The sequence below is a fragment of the Kitasatospora sp. NPDC088346 genome (assembly GCF_044740765.1).
Taxonomy (GTDB): domain Bacteria; phylum Actinomycetota; class Actinomycetes; order Streptomycetales; family Streptomycetaceae; genus Kitasatospora.
Genome location: NZ_JBIURH010000001.1, coordinates 473,806 through 498,301 on the forward strand (window position 1 = coordinate 473,806; position 24,496 = coordinate 498,301).

Below are 24,496 nucleotides of genomic sequence, written 5' to 3' on the forward strand. Positions count from 1 at the left end.
CGGCCTCCGGTGGATCATGGAGTCAGGGTCGGCTCCACCCCAGGGACGATGCCCCGCGGGCCCGTGCTGTAGCAGTCTTGTTGCAGCTCGTGCACTGCGGCGAGGACCTCGCTGCGAATACACTCGACGTGTTACGAGACGAATCCGCAGGCCCGAAGAAGGGGGCACTCGACGCCCATGAGCGACGGAATCATGAAGCGTATGGGGCTGATCTTCCGCTCCAAGGCGAACAAGGCCCTGGACCGTGCGGAGGACCCGCGCGAGACGCTCGACTACTCCTACCAGAAGCAGCTCGAACTGCTGCAGAAGGTCCGCAGGGGCGTCGCCGACGTGGCCACCTCGCGCAAGCGCCTGGAACTCCAGCTGACCCAGCTCCAGCAGCAGTCCGCCAAGTACGAGGACCAGGGCCGCAAGGCGCTCTCGCTGGGCCGCGAGGACCTCGCCCGCGAGGCGCTGACCCGCAAGTCGAACCTGCAGTCCCAGATCACCGACCTGGAGGTGCAGTACCAGCAGCTCCAGGCCGAGGAGGAGAAGCTCACGCTGGCCTCCCAGCGGCTGCAAGCCAAGGTGGACGCCTTCCGCACCAAGAAGGAGACCATCAAGGCCACCTACACCGCGGCCCAGGCGCAGACCCGGATCGCGGAGTCGTTCTCCGGCATCTCGGAGGAGATGGGCGACGTCGGTCTGGCGATCCAGCGGGCCGAGGACAAGACCGCCCAGATGCAGGCCCGGGCCGGCGCGATCGACGAGCTGCTCGCCTCCGGCGCGCTCGACGACGCCAGCGGCCTCGGCCGCAAGGACGACATCGAGGCCGAGCTGGAGCGGGTGGCCGGCGGCAGCGACGTCGAGCTGGAGCTGGCCCGGATGAAGGCCGAGCTCACCGGCGGCACCCCGGGCGGGGCGCCGCAGGCCATCGAGCAGGGCAAGCAGGACACACCGCCCACGATCAACTACAACAAGTGACCTGACCTCCAGGGACCGGGAGACGCGCGGCATGATCATGAGGGTCATGGGTGAGGGGCAGTTCCAGGTCGGCGACAGCCACCTGAACCGGCTCAACCGGCTCGACGACGAGCTGCTGAGCGCACTGGAGTCGGGCGACGAAGCGGCCTTCCGGGCCGCGCTCGCCGGCCTGCTCGGCGCGGTGAAGGAGTTCGGCACGCCGGTGCCGGACGATTCCCTGGAGCCGTCCGACCTGATCCTCCCGGACGCCGAGGCGACCATCGAGGAGGTCCGGGCGATGCTGCGGGACGAGGGCGACGGCCTGATCCCGGGGCTTCCGGAGTAGTCCGTGACAGCGAGCGGGGCGGCACCCACCGGGTGCCGCCCCGCTCGCTGTCCCCGCCCGGGCCGTGGCCCCGCGTCTCCGCCCCGAACCGATGTGCGGAAACGATTCTGCTGACGGGGACGGGCCGGTGGGCCGTCGCTACGGGAGCGCCAGCATCCGGTCCAGCGCCGCCTTGGCGTACTTCTCGGTCTCCGGGTCGACGGTGATCACGTTCGGCACCCGGCCCTCGACCAGCGACTCCAGCGCCCACACCAGGTGCGGCAGGTCGATCCGGTTCATGGTCGAGCAGAAGCAGACCGCCCGGTCCAGGAAGACGATCTCCTTGTCCGGGTGGGCCTTGGCCAGCCGGCGGACCAGGTTGAGCTCGGTGCCGATGGCCCACGCGGAGCCGGGCGCGGCGGCGTCCAGCGCCTTGATGATGTACTCGGTCGAGCCGACCATGTCCGCGGCGGAGACCACCTCGTGCTTGCACTCCGGGTGCACCAGCACGGTGACCCCGGGGATCCGGGCCCGGACGTCGTTCACCGAGTCCAGCGAGAAGCGGCCGTGCACCGAGCAGTGCCCGCGCCACAGGATCATCCGGGCGTTCCGCAGCTGCTCGACGGTCAGGCCGCCGTTCGGCTTGTGCGGGTTGTAGAGCACGCAGTCGTCGAGCGAGAAGCCCATGTCGCGGACGGCGGTGTTGCGGCCGAGGTGCTGGTCCGGCAGGAAGAGCACCTTCTGGCCCTGCTCGTACGCCCACTCCAGGGCCCGCTGGGCGTTGGAGGAGGTGCAGATGGTGCCGCCGTGCTTGCCGGTGAAGGCCTTGATGTCGGCCGAGGAGTTCATGTACGAGACGGGGACGGTGACGTCCGCGATCCCGGCCTCGGTCAGCACGTCCCAGCACTCGGCGACCTGCTCCGCGGTGGCCATGTCGGCCATCGAGCAGCCCGCGGCGAGGTCCGGCAGGACCACCTGCTGGGCGCTGGTGGTGAGGATGTCGGCCGACTCGGCCATGAAGTGCACGCCGCAGAAGACGATGTACTCGGCCTCCGGGCGGGCGGCCGCGTCGCGGGCCAGCTTGAAGGAGTCGCCGGTGACGTCGGCGAACTCGATGACCTCGTCGCGCTGGTAGTGGTGGCCCAGGATGAAGACGCGGTCGCCCAGCTTCTCCTTGGCCGCGCGGGCGCGCTCGACGAGGTCCGGGTCGGAGGCGGCGGGGAGGTCGCCGGGGCACTCGACGCCGCGCTCGCTGTTCGGGTCGGCCTCCCGGCCGAGCAGCAGCAGTGCGAGCGGCGTCGGGGTGGGGTCGACGCCGTAGGTCTCGGTGGTGGTGGTCACGGGCGGGTGCCCTCCTGTGCGGCCGATCGAACGAACCAGCCTTCTCGTCTATCTGACACTATCTATGATAACCCGTTAGCGTCACTCTGACGATGGCCGCCCTGTCAGTGTGACGAGAACCGCTCGCCGAATCGGCGTCTTCCCGGCGTGGCCGAATCGATATCCGGACCGGCTCGCGCTTGGCTTGGGCCATGAAGGCAATCGCGATCAGGAAGTACGGCGGCCCCGAGGTCGTCGAGTACACCGAGCTCCCCGACCCCAAGGTGGGCCCGGACTCGGTGCTCGTACGAGTGAAGGCCGCCGGGATCAACCCGGTCGACTGGAAGGTCCGGGAAGGGTACCTGGACGGGCTGATGGACGTGCACTTCCCGCTGATCATGGGCTGGGACCTGGCCGGGGTGGTGCTGGCGGTCGGGGGCGCGGTCACCGAGTTCAGCCCGGGCGACGAGGTGATCGGCTACGTCCGCAAGGACGCCGTGGAGCACGGCACCTACGCCGAGCTGGTCTCCGCCCCCGTCCGCACCCTGGCGCGCAAGCCCGCCGCCCTGGACTGGGCGCAGGCCGGCGGGCTGCCGCTGGCCGGGCTGACCGCCCACCAGACCCTGATCGGCGCGATGGGCCTGCGGGCGGGGGAGAGCGTCCTGATCCACGGCGCGGCGGGCGGCGTCGGCTGCCTGGCGGTGCAGCTCGCGGTCGCCCGCGGCGCCAGGGTGATCGGCACCGCGGGCGAGCGCAACCACGCCTTCCTGCGGGGCCTGGGCGCCGAGCCGGTGGCGTACGGGGACGGGCTGGTGGACCGGGTCCGCGCGCTGGCCCCGGACGGGGTGGACGCGGCGCTGGACCTGGTCGGCGGCGGCGAGCCGCTGGAGGTGTCGGCCCAGCTGGTGGCCGATCCGTCCCGGCTGGTGTCGGTCGCCGACTACGGGGTGGTGGCCCTCGGCGGCCGCTACGTCTTCGTCCGCCCGGACGCGGCGGGCCTGGCCGAACTGGCCGCGCTGGCCGAGGAGGGCAGGCTCCGGGTGCCGGTGGCGTCCACCTTCCCGCTCGCCCAGGCCGCCTCCGCGCAGGCGCTGAACGCGGAGGGCCGCACCCGCGGCAAGATCGTGCTGCTGGTGGACTGAGCCGGGTCTGGTCAGAATGGGGGCGGTGCGCCGGCGACCCCGACGCCCCGCCGCCCCCACCCGCACCACCCGTGGAGCCCGCACCGATGAGCACGCACCGACCGGCAGACCAGGGCGGGGCGTCCCTGGACGAGACCGACCGGCTGTTGCTGGAGCACCTGAGCCGCGACGGCCGCGCCTCGTACGCGGAGATCGGACTGCTGGCCAACCTCTCCGCGACCGCCGTGCGCCGGCGGATCGACCGGCTCCGGGCCCGGGGAGTGGTCCGCGGCTTCACCGTGGTCCTCGACCCCTCGCTGCTGGGCTGGCAGACCGAGGCCTTCGTCGAGGTGTACTGCCGCGAGCGCACCGCCCCCGAGGAGATCCTGGCCAGCCTGCGGCAGTTCCCCGAGGTGGTCGCGGCCTGGACGGTCACCGGGGACCCGGACGCGCTGGTGCACCTGCGTGCCGCCGACACCCGCCACCTGGAGGCGGTGATCGAGCGGATCCGCAAGGAGCCCGGCGTCCAGCGCAGCCGCAGCTCGGTGGTGCTCTCCCGGCTGATCGGCTGACGCCGCCCGGGCGGCGCGAGGGTGCCGTCGGGGGCGCCCTCGCGCAGCCCCGGGCGGCGGATCCGCACCCGCGCAGGAATCCTGCGCGGGGTGCCTCCAACGCGCTCGAATCCTGCCCGGTGGGCCCGCTTCCGACGCGCGGAGGAACGTTTCTGCTGCCTAGGCTGAAGAGCGTCCGGTCGGCCCCCAGCAACCCCACCCGCCACCGGAACCCCTGCTCCGGGACGATCCCGTCGAGCCCCGAGAACGACTGAGAGGGACACCGGTGTCCTCAGCTCCCGACCGCATGCACCAGCCCGACAACCAGCTGGTCGACCTGGTCTTCGACTACATGCGCGAGCGGCTGCAGTACGACCCCGTGCCGCTCGACCACCCGGGCGACGGGGAGCACCTGCGCAGCCGGCTGGCCGGCCTGCTCAACGAGCGCGGCAACGCCGCCACCGACGTGCTCAAGCTCTACGACCACGAGCTGTCCAGAGCGGTGATCTCCGCCGACAGCCCGCGCTACCTGTCGTTCATCCCCTGCGCCCCCACCAAGGCCGCCCTGCTCTTCGACATGGTGGTATCCTGCGCCTCCCTCCAGGGCATCTCCTGGCTGGAGGCGGCCGGCGCGATCGCCGCCGAGAACCAGGTGCTGCGCCTGATCGCCGACCGGGCAGGCCTGCCCGAGACGGCCGGCGGCACCTTCGTGTCGGGCGGATCGGCCGGCAACCTCTCCGCACTGGTGGTCGCCCGCGACACCGCCCGGCGCCGGCTCGGCGTCGGCCCCGAGGCCCGGCTGCGGATCGCCGTCGCCGACCAGGTGCACTCCTCGGTCAAGAACACCTTCAACATCATCGGCGTGGAGGCCTTCAAGGTCCCCACCGTCGACCGCCGCTTCACCGGCGAGGCGCTGCGGGCCGCCCTGGCCGCCGACCCGAACCCCGAGACGGTCATCGCCGTGGTCGGCACCGCCGGCACCACCAACGAGGGCATCGTCGACGACCTCCAGGGCCTGTCCGAGGTCACCCGCGAGCGCGGGATGTGGTTCCACGTGGACGGCGCGTACGGCGGCGCGGGCCTGTTCGCCCCCTCCGTGCGCGAGCGCTACAACGGCATCGAGCACGCCGACTCGTTCATCGTCGACCCGCACAAGTGGCTGTTCGCGCCCTTCGACTGCGCCGCCCTGCTGTACCGCAACCCCCAGCTGGCTCGCGCCGTGCACACCCAGGACGCCTCCTACCTCGACGTCCTGCACACCGAGGGCGACGAGTGGAACCCCACCGACTACGCCTACCACCTCACCCGGCGCGCCCGCGGCCTGCCGCTGTGGTTCTCGCTGGCGGTGCACGGCACCCAGGCGTACACCGCCGCGATCGAGGAGGGCCTGACCCTGGCCCGCGAGACCGCCCAGGTGATCCGCGACACCGAGCACCTGGAGCTGCTGCACGACCCGCAGCTGTCGGCCGTCTGCTTCCGCCGCACCGGCTGGACGAGCGAGGACTACTACCGCTGGTCCCAGCAACTGCTCGCCGACCAGGTCGGCTTCGTCACCCCGACCGGCTGGGACGGTGAGACCGTCGCCCGCTTCGCCTTCGTGCACCCGGGCACCACGATGGAGATGGTCCACGAGATCCTCGCCACCATGGCCTGACCGCCCCACCGGCCCGAACGGCCGGCCGGGAGGGCGCGCCGGGACGTCCCCGGCGCGCCCTCGCGCGCTCCCGCGGTCCGCGCAGCCGGAGCCGCCGGAACGTCGGAACCGCTGGTGCGCGCGGTCAGAGCAGACCGCCGTTGGGCACGTACGGCGTCGGCGGCCGCATCCCCCGCAGCGCGACCCAGCCGTGGGTCTCCAGGCTCAGGCCGAGCTCCAGCCCCACGTCCACCGCCCACTCCTGCTCCGCCGTGAGGTGCTCGACCAGCGCCTCCCGCCCCTGCGGGACACGGGACAGCGCCTCCCGCAGCAGCCGGGTGGCGATCCGCTTCGAGGTCGCGCCGAGCAGCTTCACCTCGCCGCCGTGCCGGTAGCAGTACCCGCTGCCGGCCAGGCTGTCGGCGACCAGCAGCTCGTCGTAGTGGCCGATCATGTACGCGTGGTCGGGCCCGTGGGCCGCTCCCCGCAGCCGGCGGTCGACCGAGTCGAGCAGGTGCTGGTGGCCGGCGTTCCCCGGATGCACCGGGATGTCCCCCGGATCCCGGAGACCGCCCCGGTCCACCGCGCCCCGGAGCGTCATCGCCGGGTGCAGGGTGAACCCGGCCCGCCGGTAGTGCCGGGCAGCCGCCGGCGAGGCCGACGCGCACAGCATGCCGCGCAGGCAGCCCCGCCCGTACGCGGCGGCCCGCTCCAGCAGCAGCCGTCCGACCCCCTGCCCCTGGGCCTCGGGCAGCACCACGAACAGGGCCAGGATCCACACGCCCTCGCGCCGCAGCGACAGCGCCGCGCCCATCGTCTCGCCGTCCCGCTCCGCGATCCAGCAGCCCCCGGCGTCCGCCCGGGCCAGGTGCCGGGTGCGGGCCAGCTGCTGCGCGGAGAGCGCCTGGTCGTCCGGGCTGTCCCGGGACGTCCCGTAGAAGTGGCGGAAGGCCGCCCGCGCGACGGCCTGTACGGCGCGGGCGTCCGCCGCCGTGTCCCGGAGCCGACGAAGGATCACATCCGCCATCCTCCCCGCGGCAGCCCTCCGACGTGGCCGGTTCGCCCAGATCGGACGGTGAACAAGGTTCCCGGGTGTGCGAGCATGGGTGTGTGGGGGAGCGGGCGACGAAAACGTCCCCCGGAAGCACCACCGACCGGAAATGATTCCGGGAGGCCGCTGGTTGGCACTGGCGGCAGACAGTCGTCAAAGACCGGGAGTAAGCATGACCGTCCAGGACGAGACCACCAAGGTCGAGAGTGGCATCCAGCTGACCGATGCCGCGGCGGCCAAGGTCAAGGGCCTGCTCGACCAGGAGGGCCGCGACGACCTCGCGCTGCGGGTCGCCGTACAGCCGGGCGGCTGCTCGGGCCTCCGCTACCAGCTGTTCTTCGACGAGCGCTCGCTCGACGGCGACGTCGTCAAGGACTTCAACGGTGTGAAGGTCGTCACCGACCGGATGAGCGCCCCCTACCTGGGCGGTGCCACCGTCGACTTCGTCGACAGCATCGAGAAGCAGGGCTTCACCATCGACAACCCGAACGCCACCGGCTCCTGCGCCTGCGGCGACTCGTTCAGCTAAGCCCTGACACACCCGAAGGGCGGCGCCGGGAGATCCCGGCGCCGCCCTTCGGCACGGGCGGGGCGGGTCAGCGCGGGCCGGGCTCGCCGACCGGCTGGACCTGCTCGCCGGTGGCGAGGTCCAGCACGGCCTCGCCGTGGTACGGCTTGTCGAGCTGGGCACTCACGTCGGTCGGCTTGGCCAGGGCCGCGCAGGCCTGGCCCTTGGGCGCCGGCTCGGTGATCACCACGCGGACCCGGATCACCCCGGGCGTGGCCTCCTCGGCCTTCAGCCCGTACCGGTCGCAGACCCCGCCGTAGAACGAGACGACCAGCTTGGTCCCGCCGTCCACCCGGTACCCGGTGACCGGGAACCGCGGCGCCGTCGGGTCCGGCTCGCCGACGGCTATGCCCGGGATGGTGGGGGCGGCCGAAGCGGACGGCGGCGCGGTCGACGGGCGCGGGTCGGTGCTCGGCGCGGCGCTCGCGGAGTCCGACGGGGACGGGGACGCCGACGCCGTCGGGCCGGTGGAACCCGGTGCGGCGCTGCCCGAGGCCGGTCCGGGCGAGGACGCGGTCGGGCCGCCCTCCGCGCAGGCGGCCAGCGCGCCGACCGAGAGCATCAGCCCGGCCAGTGCGGCGGCGGCCCGGCGACGGCGGGCGGCCCGGAACGGTACGGCTGCGGTCCTGTCGTCCATGGTGTGACTTCCTCCCGAGGGCTGTGCAGCCCGCCTCTCCGCGGCGCTGCGCGGATTTGACGTGCCCCGGAGGAATCCGGTTCCCCGGCCGCGGATCAGCCGCCGTAGTCCGGCATTCCGGCCACCAGCCGCTGCGCCCCGGCCGTCACCTCGACACCGGCCGGCGTGGCCGGGACGGGCTCGGGACCGGAGGCCAGCGGGGGCCAGAAGCGCCCGAGCCGGCGGGACGAGCGGACCAGGGCGGCCAGGCTGTCCGGGTCGCCGTCGCCCCGCAGCGCACGCGGGGGCCGAACGGGGGAGTGGCTGGGCATCATCGGTCATCGCTCCGATCGCCGAGCCGCGGCGGGCGCCGCGGACGTCCGGGGGGGTCGGTACCGGCCCCCGACTGCGACCCTAGGCCTGCCCGGGCGGTCGGGCCAGGCCTACCGCGGGGTAGCACCCGCGGGGCTGACGGTCGGCCCTTCGGCGCACTCCCCTGTACCGTAGGTGAGTTCCCGTTCACCGCTTCCGGCCCCCTTCCGCCCGAGGAGACCTCCGTGCGCATCGCCGTCGCCGGCTCGATCGCCACCGACCACCTGACGACCTTCCCCGGTCGGTTCGCCGATCAGCTGGTCGCCGAGCAGTTGCACACCGTGTCGCTCTCCTTCCTGGTCGACACCCTGGACATCCGCCGTGGCGGCGTGGGCCCGAACATCGCGTTCGGCATGGGCCGCCTGGGCCTGCGGCCGATCCTGGTCGGCGCGGCCGGCGCGGACTTCGACGAGTACCGCAGCTGGCTGGAGCGCAACGGCGTGGACACCCAGTCCGTGCACATCTCGGAGACCCGGCACACCGCCCGCTTCATGTGCACCACGGACCAGGACCACAACCAGATCGCGTCCTTCTACACCGGCGCCATGGCCGAGGCCCGCAACATCGAGCTCAAGCCGATCGCCGACCGAGTCGGCGGCCTCGACCTGGTGCTGATCGGCGCGGACGACCCGCAGGGCATGGTCCGCCACACCCAGGAGTGCCGCACCCGCGGCTACGCCTTCGCCGCCGACCCGTCCCAGCAGCTGGCCCGCCTGGAGGCCGACGACATCCGGGAGATCGTCGACGGCGCCGCGTACCTGTTCACCAACGAGTACGAGGCCGCGCTGATCGAGACCAAGACCGGCTGGGGCACGGAGGAGATCCTGTCCCGGGTCGGCACCCGGGTCACCACGCTGGGTGCCAAGGGCGTCCGGATCCAGCGCAAGGGCGAGCCGGACATCACCGTCGGCTGCCCGGCCGAGGAGCGCAAGGCCGACCCGACCGGCGTCGGCGACGGCTTCCGCGCCGGCTTCCTGGCGGGCCTGTCCTGGGACCTCGGCCTGGAGCGCTCGGCCCAGCTCGGCTGCATGCTCGCCACCCTGGTGATCGAGACCGTCGGCACCCAGGAGTACCAGCTGCGCCGCGGCTCCTTCGTCGGCCGCTTCGAGGCCGCGTACGGCGCCGAGGCCGCCGCCGAGGTCCGCGCCAAGCTCGCCTGACGAGGCCGACGAGCTCGGCGGGAGCCCGCCGGCCGCCCTCAGTCGACCCTGCGCACCAGGTAGGCCCGGCCCCGGTCGCCGCCGTACGCGGCGGCCGGGGCCTCGCCCAGGTACTCCTGCCCGCGCATCCCGCACCAGGCCGGGATGTCCAGCCGGGCCGCCTCGTCGTCGGCCAGCACCACCACCGTGCCGCCGACCGCGACGTCGCCGATCCGCTTGGCCAGCTCGATGACGGGCAGCGGGCACCGCTTGCCCAGCGCGTCCAGGACCACCTCCGCGGTGCCCGGCGCCGGCCGGGCGAGGTCCAGTCCGAGCGGCGCCCGCACCCCCTCGACCAGGTCCGGCAGCACCGCGAGGAACCGCTCGACGTCCGCCTCGGCGACGCCGTACGGCAGCGAGAGGCGTACGTTGCCCTCGGTCAGCGCGCCCATCGCCGCCAGCACATGGCTGGGCGTCAGGGTGGAGGACGTGCAGGAGGAGCCGGAGGAGACCGCGAAACCGGCCCGGTCCAGTTCGGTCAGCAGCACCTCGCCGTCCACGTAGAGGCAGGAGAAGGTGACCAGGTGCGGCAGCCGGTGCACCGGGTCGCCGACCACCTCGACCTCCGGGACGAGCTGCGGGACCCTCGCCCGGATCCGCTCCACCAGGGTGTGCAGCCGGGCGTTCTCCCGTTCGGCCTCGGCCCGCACCGCGCGCAGCGAGGCGGCGGCGGCCACGATCGCCGGGACGTTGACGAAGCCCGGCACCCGGCCGCGCTCACGCTCGTCGGCCGGCAGCGGGGAGACGTACCGCACGCCCTTGCGGACGGCCAGCACCCCGACGCCCGCGGGCCCGCCCCACTTGTGCGCGCTGGCCGCCAGCAGCGACCAGCCCTCCGGTACGGGCAGCCGGCCCGCGCTCTGCGCGGCGTCCACCAGCAGCGGCACCTCGCCGCAGAGCCCGGCCGTCTCGCCGACCGGCTGGAGCGTGCCGACCTCGTGGTTGGCCGACTGCAGGACGGCGAGCGCGGTGTCCGCCCGGAGCGCGGCGGCGAACGCGGCGGGGTCGACCCGGCCGAGCCGGTCCACCGGCACCACGCCGACGTCGCCGCCGGCGGCCTCGTGCTGCTCGGCGGTGTGCAGGACCGCGGAGTGCTCGACCGCGGAGTGCACCAGGTGGGAGCCCCGGCGACGGTTGCCGCGCAGGGCCCCGAGCATCCCCAGCTGGACGGCCTGCGTCCCGCTCGCGGTGAAGGAGACCTCGTCGGCGCGGGCGCCCAGCACCTCGGCGACCGTCTCGCGGGCGGAGTCCAGCAGCATCCGGGCCTGGCGTCCGGAGCGGTACAGCCGCGCGGGGTCGGCCCAGCCCTCGTCGAGCGCGGCGGTCAGCGCCTGCCGGGCGACGGGGTGCAGCGGGGCGGTGGAGGCGACGTCGAAGTAGGACACGGTCCCACGCTATCCCGGTGCCCGGCCGGACCCGGTGCTCGCTGACACCGGCTCAGCGGGGGACCGGTCGCTCGGCTGCGAACCGCCCTCTTTGTCGGTTTCGTCCCCACCCGACGGTCCGTCACCCGCGTGTCGCAGCGCCGTCGCCCGATCGGCTGTGCGACCCTCGGATGCCTACGATGACCTGGGGCTCCTTCCCCGCCGGGTCTGATCGGGTAGCCGGGCGGCGCGTTACCGGGGGCTGCTCGTGAGTGGCGCATAAGGATGCAGTAGCGTTTGGCCCGCATAAGCATTCAAACCGTGCCCGTGGCCGGGCCGCCGGGGGAGCCAAGGCTCCAGCTCAGGGTGGCGCGATCGCGGGCGAGACTTCGGGAAGGCGCTACGTGAGTCCCAACGGCTCCGACCGCTCGCCGCGGCGCACGATGCGGCGGAAGCTGCCTCAGGCGCTGGCACTGGGCCTCGTCATCGCGTCCGCCACCGGCTGCTCGGCCAACGACCTCCCCAGGCTTGGCCTCCCCACCCCCGTCACCAAGGAAGGGCCCCTGGTCCTCCACATGTGGCAGGGCTCGTGGATCGCGGCGCTGGCAGTGGGCGCACTGATGTGGGGTCTGATCCTCTGGAGCGTGATCTTCCACCGGCGCAGCCGCACCAAGGTGGAGATCCCGGCTCAGACCCGGTACAACGTGCCCATCGAGGCGCTGTACACCGCGGTCCCCCTCGTCATCGTCTCGGTGCTCTTCTACTTCGTCGCCCGCGACGAGGCGACGCTGACCTCCACCTCCGCCAAGCCCCAGCACGTGGTCAACGTGGTGGGCTTCCAGTGGAGCTGGGCGTTCAACTACGAGAACACCGAGAACCCGGACCCGGCGAACACCAACGCCGCGTACGACGTCGGCACCCCCGCCGAGCCGCCGACCCTGTGGCTGCCCGTCAACGAGTCGGTGACGTTCCGGCTGACCTCGCGTGACGTGATCCACGACTTCTGGCCGATCAACTTCCTGATGAAGCAGGACGTCGTGCCGGGCGTGGTCAACAAGTTCGAGGTGACCCCCACCGCGGAGGGCACCTACCGGGGCAAGTGCGCCGAGCTCTGCGGCGTCGACCACTCGCGGATGCTCTTCAACGTGAAGGTCGTCTCGCACGACGCGTACGAGCAGCACCTCAAGGAGCTGCGGGCCAAGGGCCAGGCCGGCGCGGTGCCCTCGGGCATCACGACCACGGGAAGTGAAGAAGAGTGACCATCCTCAACGAGCCCGCCGCGGCCGGCGGGGGAGCCGGGGCCGTCACGGCCGGCGGTGCCCAGCGCACCCGCAAGCCGGGTTCCACCATCATCAAGTGGCTCACCACCACTGACCACAAGACGATCGGCACGATGTACCTCGGTACGTCGTTCGCGTTCTTCCTGATCGGTGGCATCCTCGCCCTGGTCATGCGCGCCGAGCTCGCCCGTCCCGGGACGCAGATCCTGTCGAACGAGCAGTTCAACCAGGCGTTCACGATGCACGGCACGATCATGCTGCTGATGTTCGCGACGCCGCTGTTCGCGGGCTTCGCCAACTGGATCATGCCGCTCCAGATCGGCGCCCCCGACGTCGCCTTCCCGCGGCTGAACATGTTCGCCTACTGGCTCTACCTGTTCGGCTCGATCATCGCGGTGGCCGGCTTCATCACCCCGCAGGGTGCCGCCGACTTCGGCTGGTTCGCCTACTCGCCGCTGTCCGACGCCGTCCGGTCCCCGGGCATCGGCGCCGACATGTGGATCATGGGTCTGGCGTTCTCCGGCTTCGGCACCATCCTCGGTGCGGTCAACTTCATCACCACCATCATCTGCATGCGCGCGCCCGGCATGACGATGTTCCGGATGTCGATCTTCGTCTGGAACGTCCTGCTGACCGCCGTGCTGGTCCTGCTGGCCTTCCCGGTCCTCGCCGCCGCGCTCTTCGCGCTGGAGGCGGACCGCAAGTTCGGAGCACACGTCTTCGATCCGGCCAACGGCGGTGCGATGCTCTGGCAGCACCTGTTCTGGTTCTTCGGTCACCCCGAGGTCTACATCATCGCGCTGCCGTTCTTCGGCATCGTCTCGGAGATCATCCCGGTCTTCAGCCGCAAGCCGATGTTCGGCTACTCCGGCCTGATCGCGGCCACCATCGCGATCGCCGGCCTGTCCGTGACCGTGTGGGCCCACCACATGTACGTCACCGGCCAGGTGCTGCTGCCGTTCTTCTCCTTCATGACCTTCCTGATCGCGGTCCCGACCGGTGTGAAGTTCTTCAACTGGGTCGGCACCATGTGGAAGGGCTCGCTGAGCTTCGAGACCCCGATGCTCTGGACGGTCGGCTTCCTGGTCACCTTCCTCTTCGGCGGTCTGACCGGTGTGCTGCTCGCCTCCCCGCCGATCGACTTCCACGTCTCGGACTCGTACTTCGTCGTCGCCCACTTCCACTACGTGGTCTTCGGCACCGTCGTCTTCGCGATGTTCGCCGGCTTCCACTTCTGGTGGCCGAAGATGACCGGCAAGATGCTGGACGAGCAGCTCGGCAAGATCTGCTTCTGGACGCTGTTCATCGGCTTCCACGCGACGTTCCTGGTCCAGCACTGGCTCGGCGCCGAGGGCATGCCCCGCCGCTACGCCGACTACCTGGCCTCGGACGGCTTCACCACGCTGAACACCGTCTCGACCATCGGCTCGTTCCTGCTCGGCCTGTCGATCCTGCCGTTCCTGTACAACGTCTGGAAGACCGCCAAGTACGGCGAGAAGGTCGACGTCGACGACCCGTGGGGCTACGGCCGCTCGCTGGAGTGGGCGACCTCCTGCCCGCCGCCGCGGCACAACTTCCTCACCCTGCCGCGGATCCGCTCCGAATCGCCGGCGTTCGACCTCCACTACCCGGAGATCGCCGCGCTGGACTACCTGGAGAACCACGGCGAGCCGGCCAAGCACTTCGCCGGTGTGACCCCCGCGCAGTACGACCGCCCCCCGCTGGGCAAGGGCAAGAAGGAGGGTGACGCCTGATGAAGGAGCAGGGCAAGATCTTCATCGGCTTCGCCGTCTTCATCCTGGCGATGGCCATCACCTACGGCCTCTGGTCGAAGGAGCCGGCCGGTACCACCGCGCTGTTCCTGGCCTTCTCGCTGTGCGCCTTCATCGGCTACTACCTGGCCTTCACGGCCAAGCGGGTGGACGCGGGCCCGGGTGACAACCCGGACGCCGAGGTCGCCGACGACGCCGGTGACGTGGGCTTCTTCGCCCCGCACAGCTGGCAGCCGCTCTCCCTGGCGATCGGTGGCGCACTGGCCTTCCTGGGCGTCATCTTCGGCTGGTGGCTGCTGTACTGGTCGATCCCGATCATCCTGATCGGCCTGTACGGCTGGGTCTTCGAGTTCTACCGCGGCGAGAACCAGAACCAGTAGGTTCCTCCCGCTCCCGGCACGGGCCGGGCACCCCTCGGGGGTGCCCGGCCCGTCCTCGTGCGCCCGGCGGCCCGTCACCCGGCCGGGCCAACGGGCCGGGCGCCGGGGTGCCGTCCGGACGGGTGCTTCCTACGCTCCGAGTAATCGTCCCGAAGAGCTCGGAGGCCACGATGGGCCGTAGTCGGAGACACACGAACGGACGGACAGCCGCCGCCGCGATACTGCTGCTGGTACCCGTGGCAGCCTGCTCGTCGGCAGGTGGGACCAGGGAGACCAGCACCTTCTCGACGGTGGACGCGGCGCCACTGGTGCACGCCGCGGCCGACACCGACGTCGACCCCTCGAAGCCGTACACGGTCACCGCGGCGCAGGGCAGCCGGCTGACCGACGTCACGGTCACCGGGCCGGACGGCAAGCAGGTGGCCGGCCGGCTGGCCGACGACCAGGCCAGCTGGCAGACCACCGGCCGGCTCAGGGCCGGCACGCACTACACCGTGCAGATCGCCGCTGACAACGGCAAGGGCGGCCGGGGCGTGACCAGCACCGCCTTCACCACCCTGACGGCGCAGAACCTGCTCACCGCCGAGCTGGGACCGGACTCCTCCGGCAGTGGCGTCTACGGCGTCGGCCAGCCGCTCACCGTGAAGCTCTCCGCCCCGGTCAAGGACCCGGCGGGCCGCCAGGAGGTCGAGCGGAGCCTGTCCGTGCGCTCCGAGCCGGCCGCGACCGGCGCCTGGTACTGGGTGGACGACCAGAACCTGCACTTCCGGCCGCAGACCTACTGGCCGGCCAACGCCAAGGTGCAGCTGGTCTTCGACGCCGCCGGCGCCCGGATCGCCGACGGCCTCTACGGCGGCGACCGCAGCAGCCTCAGCCTGCGCACCGGCGACCGGGTGGAGGCCGTGGTGGACGCCGGCACCCACGAGATGACCTTCAAACGCAACGGCGAGCTGGTCAAGACGCTGCCGGTGACCACCGGCAAGCCGGGCTTCGACACCCGCAACGGCGTCAAGGTGGTGCTCGGCCAGGAGTCCCAGGTGCGGATGAGCGGCGAGAGCATAGGCATAGCCGCCGGCAGCTCGGAGTCCTACGACCTCCAGGTCATGTGGGCCACCCGGGTGACCTGGAGCGGCGAGTACGTGCACGCGGCCCCCTGGTCGGTCGGCTCGCAGGGCGTCGCCAACGTCAGCCACGGCTGTACCGGCATGAGCACCGAGAACGCCCACTGGTTCTTCGAGAACACCCGGGTGGGTGACATCGTCCAGGTGGTCAACAGCCTGGGCGACCCGATGGAGCCGTTCGGCAACGGCTTCGGCGACTGGAACGTGTCCTGGGAGGACTGGGTCAAGCACAGCGCCCTGGGCAAGCCGGTGTCCACCTCCGGCACCGCCGACGGCGGCCCGGGACAGGCCTGGGGCGGCCTGCTGCCCCAGGTGTGACGGCGGAGCGCGGTCAGGCCCCCTGCGGGGAGCGCTCGCCGTAGGCCACGGCGAGCGCTCCCCGGGCCGCTTCCAGCGCCTCCTGCTGGCTGACCCCCAGGCGCAGCGCGTGCCGGGCGTACTCCGCGGCCTTGGCGGCCGCCAGCCGGTGCGCGGTGTCGCCCACCGCGGCGATCAGGGTGCCGCGCCGCCCGTGCGTCTCCACCACCCCGTCCGACTCCAGCTCCCGGTACGCGCGGGCGACCGTGTTCGCCGCCAGGCCGAGCTCCTCGGCCAGCGCCCGGACGGTGGGCAGCTTCAGGCCGACCGGCAGTTCGCCGCTGTGGGCGAGCTCCGAGATCCGGGCCCGGACCTGCTCGTACGGGGGGACGGGGGAGTCGTGGTCGACGGACAGCTGCACGGGCGCTCCTGACGGTACGTGGGGCACCCATTGTGCCTCGCGGGACGGGTACGACGAGGGCCCCTGCGCGGACTGCGCAGGGGCCCTCGTGCGGTGGCGATCAGTGGTGACCGTTCAGGACGGGATCAGTGGTGGCCGTGGCCGCTCTCGATCTCGCGGAACTCCTCCACCGTGGGCTTGGCGATCTGGCCGCCCTCGCCGTAGTAGCCCTCGGAGAGCTTGGCGCGGGTCTTGGCCAGGACGCCGGCCTTGCGGGCGACGCCGTTCTCGTCGGTCGCCGCGGGGAGCTCGACCGGCTGGGGCTGCTCGTGCGCGGTGAGGGTGTGCAGGTCCTTGGCCGCCAGCGGCGTGTGGACCTCGACGAACTCACCGTGCGGCAGGCGCTTGATGACGCCGCTCTCGCGGCCGTGCAGCACCTTGTCCTTGTCGCGGCGCTGGAGGCCGAGGCACCAGCGCTTGGTGACGAAGAAGACGACGACCGGCACCACGAAGAAGCCGACCCGCACGAAGTACGTGATCGAGTTCAGCGACAGGTGGAAGTGGGTCGCGAACAGGTCGTTGCCACCGCCGACCAGCAGGACCAGGTACAGGCTGATCCAGGCGGCGCCGAGCGCGGTGCGGACCGGGGCGTTGCGCGGGCGGTCCAGGATGTGGTGCTCGCGCTTGTCGCCGGTGATCCAGCCCTCGATGAACGGGTAGACCGCGATCGCGACCAGGACCAGCGGGAAGATCGCCAGCGGGATCATCACGCCCAGGTTGAGGGTGTGGCCGCCCCAGACCGAGATCTCCCAGCCCGGCATGACGCGGATCAGGCCCTCGGAGAAGCCCATGTACCAGTCGGGCTGGGCGTCGGTCGACACCTGGTCCGGACGGTACGGGCCGTACGCCCAGATCGGGTTGATCGTGGCGATCGCCGAGATGGCCGAGATGATGCCGAAGACCAGGAAGAAGAAGCCACCGGCCTTGGCCATGTAGACCGGCATCAGCGGCATGCCGACGACGTTCTTCTCGGTCTTGCCCGGGCCCGCCCACTGGGTGTGCTTGTGGTAGAAGACCAGGATCAGGTGCGCCACCAGCAGGCCCAGCATGATGCCCGGGATGAGCAGCACGTGGATGGTGAAGAACCGCGGCACGATGTCGGTGCCCGGGAACTGGCCGCCGAACAGGAACATCTGGATGTAGGTGCCGACGATCGGCACCGCCAGGATCGCGCCCTCCATGAACCGGATGCCGGTGCCCGACAGCAGGTCGTCGGGGAGCGAGTAGCCGAAGAAGCCGTCGAACATGCCGAGCACGAGCAGCAGGAAGCCGAAGACCCAGTTGATCTCGCGGGGCTTGCGGAACGCGCCGGTGAAGAAGACGCGCATCATGTGCACGAGCATCGCCGCCACGAAGACCAGCGCGGCCCAGTGGTGGATCTGGCGGATCAGCAGACCGCCGCGGATCTCGAAGCTGATGTTCATGGTCGAGGCGTACGCCTCGGACATCCGGATGCCCTCGAGCGGCGTGTACGGACCGTGGTAGACGACCTCGGCCATGCTCGGCTTGAAGAACAGCGTCAGGTACACACCCGTGAGGATGATGATGACGAAGCTGTAGAGGCAGATCTCGCCGAGCATGAAGGACCAGTGGTCCGGGAAGATCTTGCGCAGGTTGGACTTGGCCAGGGTGTAGATCCCGAGCCGTCCGTCCGCCCAGTCCGCGACCGACTCCGCCTTGTTGGCGGGCTTGGCACGGGTGCTGGCCGGCTTCGAGGCGCTGGAGGTGGCGCCGCTCGTGGTGCTCATCGCTTGCGCTCCCAGAAGCTCGGACCGACGGGCTCGTCGAAGTCGCCGGTGGCGACCAGGAAGCCCTGCTCGTCAGTGGTGATCTTCAGCTGCGGGAGCGGGTGACCGGCCGGGCCGAAGATGACGCGGGCGCCGTCCGCCAGGTCGAAGGTCGACTGGTGGCAGGGGCAGAGCGCGTGGTGGGTCTGCTGCTCGTACAGGCTGATCGGGCAGCCGACGTGGGTGCAGATCTTCGAGTAGGCGAGGATGCCCTCGAACCCCTTGTCGCGCGACTCGCTGTCCTTGATGTCGTCCGGAGCGATCCGGACCAGCATCAGCGCGTCCTTGGCGATCTGGACCTGGAAGTCCTCCGCCTCCTCCTCCAGGCCCTCGGGCTTGGCGAAGGTCAGCGAGCCGACGATGACGTCCTCGGGCTTCATCGGCTCGTTGGTGTTCATGTTGATCAGCTGGAGCGGCTTCTTGGGGGTCGCCACCTCCCAGCCGGTGTGGTTCAGCTTCTGCTCGGGCATCGGGCCCAGGTCGCGCAGCAGCACGACGCCGGACAGCGGCACCAGGGCCATCGAGCCGATCATGGTGTTGCGGATCATCTTGCGGCGGCCGAAGCCGGACTCGGCGGCGCCGGTCCTGAACTGCTCGATGACGTCCGCGCGGACCTCGTCGTCGGCCTCGATCGGGTGACGCTCGGCCGGGATCTCGTGGTCCGACATCAGCGTGCGGGCCCAGTGGACCGCGCCGGCGCCGATGCAGAAGAGCGCCACACCCAGGGTCAGGCCGAGCGCGAAGTTGAGCGCGCTGACGTGACCGAGCGGGAAGATGTAGACGATCTTGTCGATGTCGAAGATCACGTACGAGGCGATGAAGCCGATCGTCGCGAGCATCGAGATCACGAACATCAGCGACACCTGGCGCTCGGCCCGCTTGGCGGCCCGCTCGTCGATGTCGGTGCGTCGCGGCTCGTGGACCGGCAGGCCCGGGTCGGCGAAGGGGTCGTCGTGGACGGCGACCGCGTGGCCGTGGGAGTCGCCGTGCGACTCCGGCAGGTTCTCTTCAGAGATGTCGTGGCTCATGACTTCTTGGCCTTGGTGGTGTGGGCGGCGACCCAGATCGCAACCGCGATGAGAAGGCCGAGACCGAAGATCCAGCCGAACAGGCCCTCGGTCACCGGACCGAGGCTGCCCAGGGTCAGGCCGCCCGGGTTGGGCTCATCGTTGGTCGTGTGGCGCACGAACGCCACGATCTGCTTCTTCTGCTCCTCCGGCATGGTGGTGTCGGGGAACGACGGCATGTTCTGCGGGCCGGTCTGCATGGCCTCGTAGATGTGCTTCGCGTCGACACCCTCCAGCGAGGGCGCGTACTTGCCCTTGGTCAGGGCGCCGCCCTGGCCGGCGAAGTTGTGGCACTGGGCGCAGTTGGTGCGGAAGAGCTCTCCGCCCTTGGCCACGGCGTCCGCGTCGGTCGCGGTGTACTGCTCCTTGGTCGGCGTCACCGGGCCGGGGCCCAGGGAGGCGACGAAGGCGGCCAGCTGGTCGATCTGGGCCTGGGAGTAGATGTTCTTCTTGGCCGGGACCTGGGCACCGGGCTGCTGCGCGGGCATGCGGCCCGTACCGACCTGGAAGTCGACCGCGGCGGAACCGACGCCGACCAGGCTCGGACCGTCGGAGCTGCCCTCGCCGTTGAGGCCGTGGCAGGAGGAGCAGCCCAGGGCGAAGAGCTTCTTGCCCTCGTCGATGGCCAGGGACTGCGCGGAGGTGTCGGCCTGGGCCTTCTCGGCCGGCGCGAATGCGGCGTACAGCCCCCCGGTGGTCGCCAGGGCGAGAAGTAGGACGACCAGCGCCGCCAGTGGGTGGCGCCGTCGTGCGGAGAGCTTTTTCACGGAATAACCCCGGTGTCAGGATCTGGTCGGCTGGTGGCTGCGTCCGGGTGCCTCGGCTGCTCAGGCCGGGCACGGGGACGCGCGGTCGGGTCGGTGCGGCGCGAGCCGAGGGGCAGGCGCAGTCTCCGGCCGGCGGCCAGCGACCTGATCAGCTGGTTACTTGATCAGGTAGATGGTCGCGAACAGGCCGATCCACACGACGTCGACGAAGTGCCAGTAGTACGACACCACGATCGCGGCGGTGGCCTGCTCGTGCGTGAACCGCTTGGCTGCGTACGTCCGTCCCAGGACCAGCAGGAAGGCGATCAGACCACCCGTCACGTGCAGACCGTGGAAGCCGGTGGTCAGGTAGAACACCGTGCCGTACGCGTCGGAGGACAGCGAGAGGCCGTCCTTCTTCACCAGCTCGGTGTACTCGAAGATCTGACCACCGATGAAGATCGCGCCCATCACGAAGGTGATGACGAACCACGACCGGAGCTTCTTCACATCACCGCGCTCGGCGGCGAAGACGCCGAGCTGGCAGGTGAGGGAGGAGAGCACCAGGATCGTGGTGTTCACCGAGGAGAACGGCACGTTGAGCGCGCTCGCCTTCTCGGTCCAGAACTCTGCGCCCTTGACCGAGCGGAGCGTGAAGTACATCGCGAACAGGGCCGCGAAGAACATCAGCTCCGAGCTCAGCCAGACAATGGTTCCGACGCTGACCAGGTTCGGCCTGTTGACCGCTCCGTGCGCGTGTCCGGTTTCTGTTGCTGTTGCTGTCGCCACGACGGACATTATGTCGGTCCCTTATTCCGTCTTCACGTCGGGGGGTCTCCCTCGGAGTGTCCGGTGCGTGCGGTATGCCCCGGTGGACTCGGGCCGGCCGCCCGCGGGTGCCGCTGGCTGGGCGTTGTCCGATTTCTGACGGTTGTTCGAGGGGCCCGGACCGGGTCCACCACCCGTCTGCCCGGCGTGTCCCCCGGCGCCCGCCGCTCGTTGGGGGTGTACCGGCAGAGCCGTCCGGGTGGTCTGCGGCGGGGAGGGTGACGCCGTTACGCCCGGGAGGGTGAGCGGCGGGCGCGGCGGCTTGAGCGAGATCGCGTCAGGGGCTCACCACGGGGGGTGGGCGGGAGTAGCATCCGAGGTGAACGTGGTCCGGATCACACCGGGTCGCGCGGAGCCGACACGCACGACACCTATTAATGGGGACGAGCACCCGGGAGCAGGGCCCATGGCGCACAGGACCGACGAGACGCTCACCGTTCTCGTCTACAGCGACGACCGCAACATCCGCGAGCAGGTCACCCTGGCGCTGGGCCGCCGGCCCGCCGCCGACCTCCCGGAGATCGAGTACCTGGAGTGCGCGACCACTCCCGCCGTCCTGCGGGCCCTGGAGAAGGGCGGCGTCGACCTCTGCGTGCTGGACGGCGAGGCCGCCCCGGCCGGCGGGCTCGGCCTCGGCCGGCAGCTGAAGGACGAGATCTACGGCTGCCCGCCGGTGCTGGTGCTGATCGGACGCCCGCAGGACTCCTGGCTGGCCGCCTGGAGCCGGGCCGACGCCGCCGTGTCGCACCCGGTCGACCCGGTCGCGCTGGCCGAGGCCGCCGCGGCGCTGCTGCGGGCCCGGGTCGCCCGGCGGGCCCCGGCGCACCAGTAGGCCCCCACCGGCCCGGTTCGACCGGTCGTCTCAGCAGGAGAGAAGCCGTCCCTGGATTCCGGCGCGTGCCCCGCGCCGCTCGCTAGGCTGGCTCCGACCCGATGGTGATGTACCGATGAGAGCTGGAGTCAGCCATGGTGAACGTGCACCCTGCGAACGGCGGCGACGACCCCGCGCAGGTGGTCCGCACCTGGCCGGACGTCCTGACCGCACTGCTGAAGGGGGAGGACCTCGCCCAGGCCGACACCGCCTGGGCGATGGACCGGATCATGACCGGTGAGGCCACCCCGGTCCAGGTGGCCGGGTTCATGGTCGCGCTGCGCGCCAAGGGCGAGACCGTCGAGGAGGTCTCCGGCCTGGTCGACGCGATGTACGCGCACGCCGAGCCGCTGCACATCCCGGGCCCGGCGGTGGACATCGTCGGCACCGGCGGCGACCGGGCCAAGACGGTCAACATCTCCACCATGTCCGCGATCGTCGCGGCGGCCGCCGGCGCCAAGGTGGTCAAGCACGGCAACCGGGCGGCCTCCTCCGCCAGCGGCTCCTCCGACGTGCTGGAACGGCTCGGCATCCGGCTGGACCTGAGCGCCCGGCGGGTCGCCGAGGTGGCCGAGGAGACCGGGCTGACCTTCTGCTTCGCCGCCAAGTTCCACCCCGCCATGCGGCACGCCGCGCAGGCCCGCCGCGACCTCGGGGTGCCGACCGCCTTCAACATCCTGGGCCCGCTGACCAACCCGGCCCGGGTCACCGCCCACGCCATCGGCTGCTTCGACACCCGGCTGGCCGGCCTGATCGCCGGCGTGCTGGCCCGGCGGGGCTCCACCGCCCTGGTCTTCCGCGGTGACGACGGCCTGGACGAGCTGACCATCTCGACCACCTCGCGGATCTGGCTGGTCGACGGCGGCCGGGTCACCGAGAGCTCCTTCGACCCGCGCGAGGTCGGCATCGACCTGGTCGGCCTGGAGGCGCTGCGCGGCGCCGACCCCGAGTACAACGCGGGCGTGGTGCGCCGGCTGCTGGCCGGGGAACAGGGGCCCGTACGGGACGCGGTGCTGCTCAACAGCGCCGCCGCGCTGGTCGCCCTCGACCTCACCGACGCCCCGCTCGCCGAGCAGCTCGCGGCCGGCATCGAGCGGACGGCCGCGGCGATCGACTCCGGCGCGGCCGCGGCGACCCTCAAGAACTGGGTCGAGGCGACGGCCCGGGACTGACCGCGGCGGGCGGGGCCCGCCGGGCGATCCGCCCGGCGGGCCCCGTCGCGTCCGAATGCCGGAACGGTGTTTGACCACTCTCCGGATGCTGACCTAGAGTCCGTGCCAGGTCATGAGTGACAGCGACAAGCCCCAGCTTGCTGTCCGGCAACCCTCCGTCCGTGGCGGGGTGCCCTGGGTGAGGACCGGGCCACTCGGCGATCCGTCCGCGTGGCAAGCGCGGACCGCCGGCATCGCACTCCCGGGGTCCTTTCCCAGGAGGAGTGCACCCCCATGACCCTGTCGACCGACCTCTGCGCCCCGCTCGCCGTCCTCGGCCACGACGTCCAGGTCCCGCTGGTCGGCGGGGAGAAGGTCACCTACGCCGCGCTCGACTACGCCGCCAGCGCCCCCGCCCTGCAGCGGGTCTGGGACGACGTCGCCGCCTACGCCCCGTACTACGGCAGCGTGCACCGCGGCGCCGGCTACCTCTCCCAGCTGTCCACCGACCTGTTCGAGCAGAGCCGGCGCACCGTCGCCGACTTCCTCGACCTGCGCGAGGGCGACCAGGTGGTCTTCACCCGGGCCACCACCGACTCGCTCAACCTGCTGGCCGCCGCCGTGCCCGCCGGTACCCGGGTGTTCGCCTTCGAGACCGAGCACCACGCCTCGCTGCTGCCCTGGCGTCGAGAGGGCGTCACCGTCCACTACCTGCGCGCGCCCCGCTCGCACGCCGAGGCGGTCGCCGCCCTGGACGCCGCGCTGACCGAGCACCCCGACGGGCCGCGGCTGCTGTGCGTCACCGGTGCCTCCAACGTCACCGGCGAGCTCTGGCCGGTCGCCGAGCTGACCGCCACCGCCCACCGGCACGGCGCCCGGATCGTCCTGGACGCCGCCCAGCTGGCCCCGCACCACCGGGTCTCGGTCCGCGAGCTGGACGTCGACTGGATCGCCTTCTCCGGCCACAAGCTCTACGCCCCCTTCGGCGCCGGCGTGCTGGCCGGCCGCAGCGACTGGCTGGACGAGGCGGAGCCGTACCTGGCCGGCGGCGGTGCCAGCCGCACCGTGGCCCGCGAGGCGGACGGCTCGGTGGCCGTCGAGTGGCACCGGGGGCCGTCCCGGCACGAGGCCGGCTCGCCGAACGTGATCGGCGCCTACGCCATCGCCTCCGCCTGCCGGGCGCTCACCGAGGCGGGCTTCGACGCCCTCCGGGCCCGCGAGCAGCGGCTGATCGAGCGGCTGAAGGCCGGACTGGCCGGGATCCCCGAGGTCAAGGTGCTCAGCCTGTTCGGCACCGACGCGGAGCGGGTCGGCGTGCTCTCCTTCGTGGTGCGCGGCTGGAACAGCTCGCACTTCTCGGCCGCGCTCTCCGCCGAGTACGGCATCGGCGTGCGCGACGGCCTGTTCTGCGCCCACCCGCTGGTGCGGACCCTGCTCGGCGGGGAGGAGGCGGCGCCGTCCGAGTGCGGTGCGCCGGAGGCCTCGCTCCCCGGCGAGCGCAGCCTGAACGCGATCCGGGTCAGCTTCGGCGCCGGCACCCCCGACGAGCACCTGGACCGCTTCCTGGGCGCCGTCCGCGAACTGGTCACCGACGGCGCCCGCTGGAGCTACCGCAACGAGGGCGGCCGCTGCGTCGCGGACGTGCTGTCGCCCGCCCGCGGATAGGCCCCGGCC

Annotated in this window: 24 protein-coding genes and 1 riboswitch; of the genes, 14 read left to right on the forward strand and 10 right to left on the reverse strand. The window is 71.6% G+C overall.

Going from position 1 to position 24,496, the window contains the following annotated elements; genetic code table 11:
- Positions 1 to 177 precede the first annotated feature (177 nt).
- On the forward strand, positions 178 to 963 hold the full coding sequence (locus ACIOFR_RS02105; RefSeq protein ID WP_400991694.1) for a PspA/IM30 family protein: 786 nt from the start codon (positions 178 to 180) through the stop codon (positions 961 to 963).
- Between the two features lie 31 nt (positions 964 to 994).
- Positions 995 to 1,288: a hypothetical protein gene (locus tag ACIOFR_RS02110; protein ID WP_400991695.1), complete on the forward strand. Its 294-nt coding sequence runs from the start codon at positions 995 to 997 to the stop codon at positions 1,286 to 1,288.
- Between the two features lie 138 nt (positions 1,289 to 1,426).
- Here the strand turns inward: ACIOFR_RS02110 and nadA are convergent, their stop codons facing one another.
- On the reverse strand, positions 1,427 to 2,608 hold the full coding sequence (gene nadA, locus ACIOFR_RS02115; protein WP_400991696.1) for a quinolinate synthase NadA: 1,182 nt from the start codon (positions 2,606 to 2,608) through the stop codon (positions 1,427 to 1,429).
- 191 nt (positions 2,609 to 2,799) lie between these two features.
- Between nadA and ACIOFR_RS02120 the strand changes: the two genes are divergently transcribed.
- The 3 genes from ACIOFR_RS02120 to ACIOFR_RS02130 all read left to right on the forward strand — a co-directional run bounded on the left by ACIOFR_RS02120 (position 2,800) and on the right by ACIOFR_RS02130 (position 5,913).
- Positions 2,800 to 3,729 carry an NADP-dependent oxidoreductase gene (locus ACIOFR_RS02120; RefSeq protein WP_400991697.1) on the forward strand — a complete coding sequence of 310 codons (930 nt, stop codon included), beginning with the start codon at positions 2,800 to 2,802 and terminating at the stop codon, positions 3,727 to 3,729.
- A gap of 86 nt (positions 3,730 to 3,815) precedes the next feature.
- The gene (locus tag ACIOFR_RS02125; RefSeq protein ID WP_400991698.1) at positions 3,816 to 4,280 is read left to right on the forward strand and encodes an Lrp/AsnC family transcriptional regulator; all 465 of its coding nucleotides are present in this window, start codon (positions 3,816 to 3,818) and stop codon (positions 4,278 to 4,280) included.
- A 265-nt stretch (positions 4,281 to 4,545) separates the two neighbouring features.
- Entirely contained in the window at positions 4,546 to 5,913 is a 1,368-nt protein-coding gene (locus tag ACIOFR_RS02130) for a pyridoxal phosphate-dependent decarboxylase family protein (protein ID WP_400991699.1), read from the forward strand.
- A 124-nt stretch (positions 5,914 to 6,037) separates the two neighbouring features.
- Here ACIOFR_RS02130 and ACIOFR_RS02135 read toward each other — a convergent pair whose 3' ends face one another.
- Complete coding sequence (locus ACIOFR_RS02135) at positions 6,038 to 6,910, reverse strand: GNAT family N-acetyltransferase (RefSeq protein WP_400991700.1); 873 nt, start codon at positions 6,908 to 6,910, stop codon at positions 6,038 to 6,040.
- A 205-nt stretch (positions 6,911 to 7,115) separates the two neighbouring features.
- Between ACIOFR_RS02135 and erpA the strand changes: the two genes are divergently transcribed.
- A complete protein-coding gene (erpA, locus tag ACIOFR_RS02140; protein ID WP_350636516.1) occupies positions 7,116 to 7,472 on the forward strand; it encodes an iron-sulfur cluster insertion protein ErpA in 357 nt (118 codons plus the stop codon).
- Positions 7,473 to 7,539: 67 nt separating this feature from the next.
- Here erpA and ACIOFR_RS02145 read toward each other — a convergent pair whose 3' ends face one another.
- Positions 7,540 to 8,148 carry a hypothetical protein gene (locus ACIOFR_RS02145; protein WP_400991701.1) on the reverse strand — a complete coding sequence of 203 codons (609 nt, stop codon included), beginning with the start codon at positions 8,146 to 8,148 and terminating at the stop codon, positions 7,540 to 7,542.
- A gap of 95 nt (positions 8,149 to 8,243) precedes the next feature.
- Positions 8,244 to 8,459 carry a hypothetical protein gene (locus ACIOFR_RS02150; protein ID WP_400991702.1) on the reverse strand — a complete coding sequence of 72 codons (216 nt, stop codon included), beginning with the start codon at positions 8,457 to 8,459 and terminating at the stop codon, positions 8,244 to 8,246.
- A 225-nt stretch (positions 8,460 to 8,684) separates the two neighbouring features.
- Between ACIOFR_RS02150 and ACIOFR_RS02155 the strand changes: the two genes are divergently transcribed.
- Positions 8,685 to 9,659 carry a carbohydrate kinase family protein gene (locus ACIOFR_RS02155; RefSeq protein ID WP_400991703.1) on the forward strand — a complete coding sequence of 325 codons (975 nt, stop codon included), beginning with the start codon at positions 8,685 to 8,687 and terminating at the stop codon, positions 9,657 to 9,659.
- A 38-nt stretch (positions 9,660 to 9,697) separates the two neighbouring features.
- Here the strand turns inward: ACIOFR_RS02155 and ACIOFR_RS02160 are convergent, their stop codons facing one another.
- A complete protein-coding gene (locus tag ACIOFR_RS02160) occupies positions 9,698 to 11,083 on the reverse strand; it encodes a cysteine desulfurase/sulfurtransferase TusA family protein (RefSeq protein WP_400991704.1) in 1,386 nt (461 codons plus the stop codon).
- Between the two features lie 383 nt (positions 11,084 to 11,466).
- Between ACIOFR_RS02160 and coxB the strand changes: the two genes are divergently transcribed.
- From coxB to ACIOFR_RS02180, 4 genes are all read left to right on the forward strand, one after another.
- Positions 11,467 to 12,321: a cytochrome c oxidase subunit II gene (gene coxB, locus ACIOFR_RS02165; protein ID WP_400991705.1), complete on the forward strand. Its 855-nt coding sequence runs from the start codon at positions 11,467 to 11,469 to the stop codon at positions 12,319 to 12,321.
- Positions 12,318 to 14,096: a cytochrome c oxidase subunit I gene (ctaD, locus tag ACIOFR_RS02170; protein ID WP_400991706.1), complete on the forward strand. Its 1,779-nt coding sequence runs from the start codon at positions 12,318 to 12,320 to the stop codon at positions 14,094 to 14,096. The genes coxB and ctaD overlap by 4 nt, the downstream gene beginning before the upstream one ends.
- Entirely contained in the window at positions 14,096 to 14,494 is a 399-nt protein-coding gene (locus ACIOFR_RS02175; RefSeq protein WP_400991707.1) for a cytochrome c oxidase subunit 4, read from the forward strand. The genes ctaD and ACIOFR_RS02175 overlap by 1 nt, the downstream gene beginning before the upstream one ends.
- A 236-nt stretch (positions 14,495 to 14,730) precedes the next feature.
- Positions 14,731 to 15,933, forward strand: a complete 1,203-nt coding sequence (locus ACIOFR_RS02180; protein WP_400991708.1) for an Ig-like domain-containing protein — start codon at positions 14,731 to 14,733, stop codon at positions 15,931 to 15,933.
- 13 nt (positions 15,934 to 15,946) lie between these two features.
- Here ACIOFR_RS02180 and ACIOFR_RS02185 read toward each other — a convergent pair whose 3' ends face one another.
- From ACIOFR_RS02185 to ACIOFR_RS02205, 5 genes are all read right to left on the reverse strand, one after another.
- Complete coding sequence (locus ACIOFR_RS02185; protein ID WP_400991709.1) at positions 15,947 to 16,333, reverse strand: GntR family transcriptional regulator; 387 nt, start codon at positions 16,331 to 16,333, stop codon at positions 15,947 to 15,949.
- A 125-nt stretch (positions 16,334 to 16,458) separates the two neighbouring features.
- Positions 16,459 to 18,120, reverse strand: coding sequence for a cytochrome bc complex cytochrome b subunit (locus ACIOFR_RS02190; RefSeq protein WP_400991710.1), 1,662 nt, complete (start codon positions 18,118 to 18,120; stop codon positions 16,459 to 16,461).
- Positions 18,117 to 19,187, reverse strand: a complete 1,071-nt coding sequence (locus ACIOFR_RS02195) for a Rieske 2Fe-2S domain-containing protein (protein WP_400991711.1) — start codon at positions 19,185 to 19,187, stop codon at positions 18,117 to 18,119. Before ACIOFR_RS02195 ends, ACIOFR_RS02190 begins: the two co-directional genes overlap by 4 nt.
- Entirely contained in the window at positions 19,184 to 19,993 is an 810-nt protein-coding gene (locus tag ACIOFR_RS02200) for a c-type cytochrome (protein WP_400991712.1), read from the reverse strand. Before ACIOFR_RS02200 ends, ACIOFR_RS02195 begins: the two co-directional genes overlap by 4 nt.
- A gap of 156 nt (positions 19,994 to 20,149) precedes the next feature.
- Complete coding sequence (locus ACIOFR_RS02205) at positions 20,150 to 20,770, reverse strand: heme-copper oxidase subunit III (RefSeq protein ID WP_400991713.1); 621 nt, start codon at positions 20,768 to 20,770, stop codon at positions 20,150 to 20,152.
- Between the two features lie 436 nt (positions 20,771 to 21,206).
- Between ACIOFR_RS02205 and ACIOFR_RS02210 the strand changes: the two genes are divergently transcribed.
- From ACIOFR_RS02210 to ACIOFR_RS02220, 3 genes are all read left to right on the forward strand, one after another.
- Complete coding sequence (locus ACIOFR_RS02210; RefSeq protein WP_400991714.1) at positions 21,207 to 21,632, forward strand: hypothetical protein; 426 nt, start codon at positions 21,207 to 21,209, stop codon at positions 21,630 to 21,632.
- Positions 21,633 to 21,766: 134 nt separating this feature from the next.
- Complete coding sequence (trpD, locus tag ACIOFR_RS02215; RefSeq protein ID WP_400991715.1) at positions 21,767 to 22,843, forward strand: anthranilate phosphoribosyltransferase; 1,077 nt, start codon at positions 21,767 to 21,769, stop codon at positions 22,841 to 22,843.
- 108 nt (positions 22,844 to 22,951) lie between these two features.
- Positions 22,952 to 23,069: riboswitch (SAM riboswitch) on the forward strand.
- A 47-nt stretch (positions 23,070 to 23,116) separates the two neighbouring features.
- Positions 23,117 to 24,487: an aminotransferase class V-fold PLP-dependent enzyme gene (locus tag ACIOFR_RS02220; RefSeq protein ID WP_400991716.1), complete on the forward strand. Its 1,371-nt coding sequence runs from the start codon at positions 23,117 to 23,119 to the stop codon at positions 24,485 to 24,487.
- Positions 24,488 to 24,496: the final 9 nt, after the last annotated feature.